We start from the raw sequence: 9,094 nt of genomic DNA, 5'->3' as shown, positions 1-9,094 counted from the left end.
TGCACGGACGGCTGGTTGTCCTCGGCCGTCGTGAAGATCTCGGACCGCTTGGTCGGGATCGTGGTGTTGCGCTCGATGAGCTTGGTCATGATGCCACCCTTGGTCTCGATACCGAGGGACAGCGGGGTCACGTCGAGGAGCAGGACGTCCTTGACCTCACCCTTGAGGACACCGGCCTGGAGGGCGGCGCCGATGGCGACGACCTCGTCGGGGTTCACACCCTTGTTGGCGTCCTGACCGCCGGTCAGCTCCTTGACGAGCTCGGCGACGGCGGGCATCCGGGTCGAGCCGCCGACCAGCACCACGTGGTCGATCTCGGACAGCTGGATGCCGGCATCCTTGATGACGTTGTGGAACGGGGTCTTGCAGCGCTCGAGCAGGTCCGCGGTGAGCTGCTGGAACTGGGCGCGCGTGAGCTTCTCGTCCAGGTGCAGCGGGCCCTCGGCGGAGGCCGTGATGTACGGGAGGTTGATCGTCGTCTCGGTCGAGGACGACAGCTCGATCTTCGCCTTCTCCGCGGCCTCGCGCAGACGCTGGAGAGCCATCTTGTCCTTGGACAGGTCGACGCCGTGCCCGTTGGCGAACTGCTTCACCAGGTAGTCGACGACGCGCTGGTCCCAGTCGTCACCACCGAGGTGGTTGTCACCGTTGGTCGCCTTCACCTCGACGACGCCGTCGCCGATCTCGAGCAGCGAGACGTCGAAGGTGCCGCCACCGAGGTCGAAGACAAGGATGGTCTGGTCGTCCTTGTCCAGGCCGTAGGCCAGGGCGGCCGCAGTCGGCTCGTTGACGATACGCAGGACGTTCAGACCCGCGATCTCGCCGGCCTCCTTGGTGGCCTGGCGCTCGGAGTCGTTGAAGTACGCCGGGACCGTGATCACCGCGTCGGTGACCTTCTCGCCGAGGTAGGACTCCGCGTCGCGCTTCAGCTTCTGCAGGATGAAGGCGCTCATCTGCTGCGGGTTGAAGGTCTTCCCGTCGAGCTCGATCTTCCAGTCGGTGCCCATGTGGCGCTTGACCGACCGGATGGTCCTGTCGACGTTCGTGACTGCCTGACGCTTCGCAACCTCGCCGACCAGCACCTCACCGTTCTTCGCGAAGGCGACGACGGACGGCGTGGTCCTGGCACCCTCGGCGTTGGTGATGACGGTGGGCTCGCCGCCCTCCAGAACGCTGACGACGGAGTTAGTCGTGCCCAGGTCGATGCCGACCGCACGTGCCATTTCAATTCCTCCAGCTGACTTGAGTAGATCTGGCTCAAGGATGCATGACCGGCTCCACCGAAGTCAACAGACCTGAGTCGACCCCACTCAACTTTTATCCGGCGCTTATGTGCAGCCTTGCACGGCCTCGCGGGACAGGCGTGGCGCGTCGGCTCGAGCGGCCTTCACATGCGAGAGTCATAGCCGCAAAAAACGGTCAAGAGACATCAATCATGACGAAGATCGCGACGAAGGGGCCTGGTCCATGCCTGCGAAGCGAGCCGTCGACCTGGCGGGCAGTCTGTTTCTGCTGCTCCTCCTGTCCCCTCTGCTGCTCGCTGTCGCCGCCGCCGTCGCGGTGACCTCCCCCGGCGGCATCCTGGCCCGCCAGGACCGCACCGGCCTCGGCGGCCGTACGTTTGCGATGCTGACGTTCCGCACGAAGCGGGCAGGCGACCTGGACCCCACGCCCGTCGGACGGCCACTGCGCCGCCACTTCCTGGACAAACTCCCACAGCTGATCAATGTGGCGCGCGGCGAGATGTCCCTGGTCGGCCCGCGGCCACCGGGCCCGGACGACTCCGACTATGCGGACCGGGCACGGCTCGGCGTACGCCCCGGAATCACCGGGCTGTGGCAGATCAGTGGCCGTTCGGAACTCCCCTGGGAGGAGATGGCAGTGCTCGATCTGCACTATGTGGAGCAACACTGGCTGGGACTGGACCTGCTGATCCTGGCCCGCACCCTGCCGACCGCTCTCGCCGGACGCCGCGCGGTCCGCCCGGGCAGGCTTGCCTGAGCGACACAGATCACCGGCTGCGCGACTACAGTGCGGCGGGATAAGTGGGTACTCTCAGCGGACTAATAAGTTACCGCTTAGTAGAGCTGGTATTCCCACCTCGCAGGCCCGAGGAGCCCCCAATGCAGCTCGCCGCGATCATCGTGTCGCTGGTCCTGACCGTGGTCGGCGTTGCGCTCATCGCCCGAGCAGTCGCGCAGATCTACCAGTTCGTCAGGCTCGGCCAGCCCGTGCCTGCGGGCAGCCGTACCGACAACCCCAAGCAGCGCACGATCACCCTGGTCAAGGAGTTCCTCGGCCACACCCGGATGAACCGGTGGAAGATCGTGGGCTTCGCCCACTGGTTCGTCGCGATCGGCTTCCTCACCCTGCCGCCCACCCTGCTGCAGGCATACGGCCAGCTCTTCCAGGCCGACTGGACGCTGCCCGTCATCGGCGGCTTCCTGCCGTTCGAGATGTACATCGAGTTCATCGGTCTGATGACCGTCGTCGGCATCGTCATCCTGATGGCGATCCGGCTTCTGAACCTGCCCTCCCGGGCTGGCCGCAAGTCGCGCTTCGCGGGCTCCAAGGCCTGGCAGGCGTACTTCGTCGAGTACGTCATCCTCACCATCGGCCTCGCGATCCTCGCCCTGCGCGGACTCGAGGGCGCCATCCACCATGTGGAGCACTACGAGCCCGCGTACTTCGTCTCGTACCCCCTGGTCCTGGCCTTCGAGGGGCTGAGCGTCTCCACGCTCCAGACGCTGATCTACTTCACGGCGATGATCAAGATCGGCACCTCGCTGATCTGGATGATCACGGTCTCGCTCAACACCAACATGGGTGTCGCCTGGCACCGCTTCCTCGCCTTCCCGAACATCTGGTTCAAGCGGAACGCGGACGGCTCGACGGCACTGGGCGCGCTCCAGCCGATGACGAGCGGCGGCAAGGAGATCGACTTCGAGGACCCGGGCGAGGACGACGTCTTCGGCGTCTCCCAGGTCGAGCAGTTCTCCTGGAAGGGCATCCTCGACTTCTCCACGTGTACGGAGTGCGGTCGCTGCCAGTCGCAGTGCCCGGCCTGGAACACCGGAAAGCCCCTCTCGCCGAAGCTGCTGATCATGTCGCTGCGCGACCACGCGCACGCCAAGGCCCCGTATCTGCTGGCCGGCGGCGGCAAGACGATGGAGGGCGAGGAGAAGGCGTCCGAGGAACAGCTGGCCGGGGTCCCGGCGGCGGCTCTCGCCGAGGCCGAGCGCCCGCTGATCGGGACGCTCGAGGAGAACGGCGTCATCGACCCGGACGTGTTGTGGTCGTGCACGACCTGCGGTGCGTGCGTGGAGCAGTGCCCCGTCGACATCGAGCACATCGACCACATCGTCGACATGCGCCGCTACCAGGTGATGATCGAGTCCGCGTTCCCGTCCGAGGCGGGCACGATGCTCAAGAACCTGGAGAAGAAGGGCAACCCCTGGGGTCTCGCCAAGAAGCAGCGGGTGGAGTGGACCAAGGAGGTCGACTTCGAGGTCCCGATCGTCGGCAAGGACGTCGAGGACCTGTCCGAGGTCGACTATCTGTACTGGGTCGGCTGCGCGGGCGCGCTGGAGGACCGGGCGAAGAAGACCACCAAGGCCTTCGCGGAGCTGCTGCACATCGCGGGCGTGAAGTTCGCGATCATGGGCGGCGACGAGAAGTGCACGGGCGACTCGGCCCGCCGTCTTGGCAACGAGCCGCTGTTCCAGCAGCTCGGCCAGGAGAACGTGGCCATGCTGAACATGGCGTACGGCGAAGACAACGAAGACCCCTCGACGAAGAAGCCCAAGTCGTCGAAGAAGATCGTCGCTACCTGCCCGCACTGCTTCAACACGATCGCGAACGAATACCCGCAGCTGGGCGGCGAGTTCGAGGTCATCCACCACACGCAGCTGCTCCAGCACCTGATCGACGAGGGCAAGCTGATCCCGGTGACCCCGGTCGAAGGTCTGATCACGTACCACGACCCCTGCTACCTGGGCCGGCACAACAAGATCTACACGCCGCCGCGCGAGATCATGGACAAGGTCCCCGGGCTGCGTCAGCAGGAAATGCACCGCCACAAGGAGCGCGGCTTCTGCTGCGGCGCCGGCGGCGCCCGCATGTGGATGGAGGAGCGGATCGGCAAGCGCATCAACAACGAGCGCGTCGATGAGGCCCTGTCCCTCAACCCGGACATCGTGTCGACAGCGTGCCCGTTCTGCCTCGTCATGCTCACGGACTCCGTGAACGGCAAGAAGAACGACGGCAAGGCGAAGGAATCGCTCCAGGTCGTCGATGTGGCGCAACTGCTGCTCGACTCGGTGCGTACGCCTCCGGCGGACCCGGTGGACGACGAGGAGCCGGCGGGCGCGCCGGAATCTGAACCAGTGAAGTAGTCCGTGCGTCTGTAGGTACAGGTGAGCGGCCGGATCTGCCTCGGGGGCAGAACCGGCCGCTTCCGTGTTTCGCCGGGCGGATGCAGCCCTGCCCCCGCGATGGCGCAGCATGCCGAAGCCCAGGCCCGCGGGGTCCACGTCGTGCGGGTCTACGTCGTGCGGATCCCTTCCAGGGTTCCCCTAGGGGATGTCACAGCTCAGCCGCAAAGGCGTCCCCGTTCCCGATCTCCTGTCACCCCGCGGACGCCGACCGGGTACGTTCCATTACGTGGCTGGATTCAGGATCGGACGCGGCCGGGACAACCGCACCTCGCAGCAGCAGCAACCGCAGCAGGCACCGCCGCCTTACAGGGGCGGCGGCGGTCAGGCGGCACCGCCGTATGCGCAGCAGCAACCACCGCCGCACTGGCCCCAGGCGGGCGGCGGCGGCCATCAGCAGCCCCGGGGCTCCCAGGGCCCGTACGGCGAACCGGAGTACTTCGGCGACCCGTACCGGCAACACCCCGCCGCACCCGACCCGTACGCGGCCAACAACCCTGGTCACACCCAGGCGTTCAACGTCAACGAGGACCCGTACGGCAACGGCGCGACCTACCGCGCGGGCGCTGCCCCCGCCGCACCGACAGGCCCGCGCCTGCACTGGAAGCAACTGCTGAGCGGCATCGTGCTGCGCCCGGGCCCGACGTTCTGGCAGATGCGCGACTACCCCGTGTGGGGACCGGCGCTGATCGTCACGTTCCTGTACGGCCTGCTCGCGCTGTTCGGCTTCGACAAGGCCCGCCAGGAGACGATCAACGCGACGATCTCCACGGCCATCCCGTACGTACTGACGACGGCGGTCGCCTTCGTCATCGGCGGCCTGATCCTGGGCGCGGTGACGCACACCCTGGCCCGCCAGCTCGGCGGCGACGGCGCGTGGCAGCCGACGGTCGGCCTTTCCATGCTGATCATGTCGATCACGGACGCCCCACGTCTGGTCTTCGCCCTCTTCCTGGGCGGCGAGAACTCCCTGGTGCAGGTGCTGGGCTGGGCGACATGGCTGGCGGCGGGCGCGCTGTTCACCACGATGGTGAGCAAGTCGCACGATCTGCCGTGGCAGAAGGCGCTGGGTGCGTCGGCGATCCAGCTGATCGCCCTGCTGTCGATCATCAAGCTGGGCACGATCTGACCCGTACGACCGCGAAGGCCCCTACCGCGCCGGTAGGGGCCTTTCTCCGTAGGCATGGCATGCACGGGGCAGACGGTGCAGCAGTCAGGCGTCCAGAACCTGCCCAGATCGCTGCACGACGGGTTTCTCGACGCTCCAGGGGAAGTTGATCCACTGATCGGTCCTCTTCCACACGTATTCACACTTCACGAGTGACTGCGACTTCTCGTAGATGACCGCGCTGCGCACCTCGGCGACATGATCGATACAAAAGTCGCGCACCAGCTTGAGCGTCTTGCCGGTGTCCGCCACATCGTCGGCGATGAGGACTTTCTTGTCCGAGAAGTCGATGGTGTTCGGTACGGGAGCGAGCATGACGGGCATGTCGAGCGTCGTACCGACTCCCGTGTAGAACTCCACATTCACCAGGTGGATGTTCTTGCAGTCCAGCGCATACGCCAGCCCACCGGCGACGAACACCCCGCCACGCGCGATGGAGAGCACGATGTCGGGCTCATAGCCGTCGTCGGCGATGGCCTGCGCGAGCTCGCGGATCGCGCCGCCGAACCTCTCGTACGTCAGGTTCTCCCGTACATCACTCACCGCTCACACCTGCGTCCGGTGGAAGTTCATGTACGACCGCGAGGCCGTGGGCCCGCGCTGCCCCTGGTAGCGGGACCCGTAACGCTCGCTCCCGTACGGGAACTCGGCCGGCGTGCTCAGCCGGAACATGCACAGCTGGCCGATCTTCATCCCGGGCCAGAGCTTGATCGGCAGCGTCGCGAGATTGGACAGTTCGAGCGTGACGTGCCCCGAGAACCCGGGGTCGATGAAGCCGGCGGTCGAGTGCGTGACGAGCCCGAGCCGCCCGAGGCTGGACTTCCCCTCGAGCCGCGAGGCGAGGTCGTCAGGCAGCGAGATGACCTCGTAGGTCGACGCAAGGACGAACTCGCCGGGGTGCAGGATGAACGCCTCGTCCCCGTCCGGCTCGACCCGCCGGGTCAGATCCGCCTGCTCCACAGCCGGGTCGATGTGCGGATAGCGGTGGTTCTCGAACACCCGGAAGTAGCGGTCGAGCCGCACATCGATGCTCGAGGGCTGCACCATGGATTCGTCGTACGGGTCGATGCGCACCCGTCCGGCGTCGATCTCGGCCCGGATGTCCTTGTCTGAGAGAAGCACGCCCCGAGGATACGCAGAGCGCGCGGGCCCACCCCAATCGGACAGCCCCACGCGCCCCCTGACCGCCGCGTTCCCTACCGCTTGACCGGCTCCACAGGCACGACATTCCGAAGCCGCGCACAACGCGGACACCGGATGAGCCGCCCGGGCCCGATCCGATCGGCGCCGAGCTGCTGCAGCGGGAACGAAGCGGTAATGAAGACGTGCCCCTCGGCACAGCGGACGACGGTGCGCTCCATCAAGTCCATCGAGTCCCTTCCCCAACGAATGCGGACGAAAGCAAACATTAGGGGATCAACGGGCCGCATCGGTGAGCGGCACTCCGTCACTCAAAGGTACGCCTCAACTCCCCTGCCCCGCAGCCACATCGGGCGACGCGAGAGCACACGGGCCCCGCGGCGTCATTCGCCGGGGGGCCGTGATGAGGTAGAGTGTGGGCCGATGCGGTGCCGGTCAGACGGTCCGTCGCGCGGGTGTAGTTTAATGGTAGAACATGAGCTTCCCAAGCTCAGAGCGCGAGTTCGATTCTCGTCACCCGCTCCACGACGAAGGCCCAGGTCAAAGACCCGGGCCTTTCTTGTTGTCCAGACCATTTCCATGGCGCGTGCCATTCGCGTGCCATACGGGACCGATTACCGCGCCAAATTGAGAAGCACAAGCCCCCGGACGCCGACCTGACGCCTGGTCATCCCATATCGCGAGATCCGTTTCGAGTGATCTGCACCACACGCTGACCGGATCGGAACTGAGGGCCACGGCCGGGGACCGGAGTGTGCCCCGGGCGGGCCGGTCTTCACGGAGAACAGCTACACATGCCTGCTGGAAGTCAGCTCTTGGAGCGCGCGACGCTATCGACGTCACGCCAGCCACTACCCAACGGGCACTTCGCTGGTGCTGGGGGCTCTTGCGTGGGGTTGTCACATGTGGCTGCGATCATCGCGCTGGCTGGCGTGAGTATGTTGGCATTGCGAATCAGGGGTGGGCTCAAATGGATACATGGCAGAGACTTTCCGCGCTGGTCGAGGAGCGGCTGAAGGCAGCGTCGTCCGGCGAGCGTGCTCTGTTCGCTGCCGGAGTCGCGGAACGCCTGATGAGCTCGCACGAGGCACTGCCAGCGGACGAGCAGGCCCCGTTCACTGTGAGCCTGCGACCCCTGCTGGATTCTGTTTGGGACGGCGTTCTCGGCGACTCGACGGCCTTCTCTGCTGTCAAGCGCGGCGTCGCCGAGTACATGCTCAGCGAGTACTGCCACAACGACGGCCAGGACGGGCCTGATGACGCAGACGAGTCGGCTGCTGCGGCGGCCCTGTACGCCGCGCATGCCTACCTGTTCGCCTGCCGGGAGTTCGCCGTCTGGACCAGCAGTCGGGCAGTGGAGGCCATCGACCAGCATCTTCAGCATCTGGCTGAGCAGGAAACAGACGAAATTCCCGTCGACACGGATGAGGCACTGGTCTCCGAGCTGCAACGGCAGCTACAGGATCTCGACCTCATCGCACGCTACTCGAACGATCTTCGATACGTCCAAATGGGACTGCCCATCGACACGTCCATCCGACTCCGCGTCGAACTGCGCACCCCTCTCTCAAGGCGGGATTGACCGCGCTGGAGAGGGTGGGCCGGACACGAGTCGAAAAGCACGCCAGTTGCGGCAGCGCCCGCGGTAGCGGCTCAGGCCCGCGAACCCTCGCCTCGCAGCACTGCTCACCGCGTCGGAGGGCAGACTCCGACCGGTCGCCGAGGCTGTGTGGCGCCGCGAAGCGCCGGACCGGCGGGTTGCCGGTCCGGCGCTCAGAAAGGGGTCACACCTCCCGCAAGGCCAGTCCGTCGACATCACGCGGACGCGGAACGAGCGGGTGGACAGTCGCACCCCCTCTGGTGCCCTCCGCCGCCTTCACCTGCTGGCGGCGGACGTCGGTGTCGATGTCGGCGGCGAGCTTGCGCTGGTGCTCCTTGGTGGAGTGCTGATAGATCAACTGCGCCTTCTCGGACGACTGACCCGCGCGGACCATGAGGTCCTTCAGCTTGGCGCCGGTGTCGGCGGCGAGGGTGTTGCCGGTGTGCCGCAGGTCGTAGAAGCGGAAGCCCTCCGGCAGGCCGACCGCGTCACGGGCCTTGCGCCACTTGCGGCCGAAGGTGGTACCCCGCAGCGCCGCCCCCTTCTCCCCTACGAACACCCGCCCATCGGAGCCGGGCTGGGCGAACCAGTCCAGGTGCCGCCGTACGTCGATGTGCACGAAGGCCGGCAGCACGATCTCCCGCCTACCCGCACGAGACTTAGCCTCGATCCACCGACTGTCCCGTGTCCCGTGGATAGAGAAATGAAGAGAGGTGCCTGCTGACCTGCGAAGATGGGAGTTACCACACAACC

7 protein-coding genes, 1 tRNA gene and 1 pseudogene are annotated in these 9,094 nt (G+C 66.2%); 5 read left to right on the top strand and 4 right to left on the bottom strand.

Features of this window, described 5'->3' with window-relative positions:
- A partial coding sequence (gene dnaK / locus ACWDO5_RS34200) for a molecular chaperone DnaK (protein WP_450534439.1) occupies window positions 1-1,223 on the bottom strand: 1,223 nt, incomplete at its 3' end.
- 244 nt (window positions 1,224-1,467) lie between these two features.
- On the opposite strand from dnaK, the gene ACWDO5_RS34195 reads away from it, so the two are divergent.
- The 3 genes from ACWDO5_RS34195 to ACWDO5_RS34185 all read left to right on the top strand — a co-directional run bounded on the left by ACWDO5_RS34195 (window position 1,468) and on the right by ACWDO5_RS34185 (window position 5,562).
- A complete protein-coding gene (locus ACWDO5_RS34195; protein WP_450534438.1) occupies window positions 1,468-2,001 on the top strand; it encodes a sugar transferase in 534 nt (177 codons plus the stop codon).
- Window positions 2,002-2,123: 122 nt separating this feature from the next.
- Window positions 2,124-4,394, top strand: coding sequence for a heterodisulfide reductase-related iron-sulfur binding cluster (locus ACWDO5_RS34190; RefSeq protein WP_450534437.1), 2,271 nt, complete (start codon window positions 2,124-2,126; stop codon window positions 4,392-4,394).
- A gap of 268 nt (window positions 4,395-4,662) precedes the next feature.
- Window positions 4,663-5,562, top strand: a complete 900-nt coding sequence (locus tag ACWDO5_RS34185; protein WP_450534436.1) for a Yip1 family protein — start codon at window positions 4,663-4,665, stop codon at window positions 5,560-5,562.
- 84 nt (window positions 5,563-5,646) lie between these two features.
- On the opposite strand, the gene ACWDO5_RS34180 is transcribed toward ACWDO5_RS34185, so the two are convergent.
- Window positions 5,647-6,144 carry a phosphoribosyltransferase gene (locus ACWDO5_RS34180; protein WP_450534435.1) on the bottom strand — a complete coding sequence of 166 codons (498 nt, stop codon included), beginning with the start codon at window positions 6,142-6,144 and terminating at the stop codon, window positions 5,647-5,649.
- A gap of 3 nt (window positions 6,145-6,147) precedes the next feature.
- A complete protein-coding gene (gene dcd, locus ACWDO5_RS34175; RefSeq protein ID WP_450534434.1) occupies window positions 6,148-6,723 on the bottom strand; it encodes a dCTP deaminase in 576 nt (191 codons plus the stop codon).
- Between the two features lie 469 nt (window positions 6,724-7,192).
- Between dcd and ACWDO5_RS34170 the strand changes: the two genes are divergently transcribed.
- Window positions 7,193-7,266 (top strand) — tRNA-Gly (locus ACWDO5_RS34170).
- A gap of 445 nt (window positions 7,267-7,711) precedes the next feature.
- A complete protein-coding gene (locus ACWDO5_RS34165; RefSeq protein ID WP_450534433.1) occupies window positions 7,712-8,323 on the top strand; it encodes a hypothetical protein in 612 nt (203 codons plus the stop codon).
- 202 nt (window positions 8,324-8,525) lie between these two features.
- Here ACWDO5_RS34165 and ACWDO5_RS34160 read toward each other — a convergent pair.
- Window positions 8,526-9,008, bottom strand: a pseudogene (locus ACWDO5_RS34160) (tyrosine-type recombinase/integrase); the annotation flags it as partial.
- Window positions 9,009-9,094: the final 86 nt, after the last annotated feature.

The sequence above is a fragment of the Streptomyces sp. NPDC000880 genome, assembly GCF_053599675.1.
The sequence above is the reverse complement of the archived record's forward strand: the minus strand, read 5'-3'. Positions and strand labels throughout refer to the sequence as shown.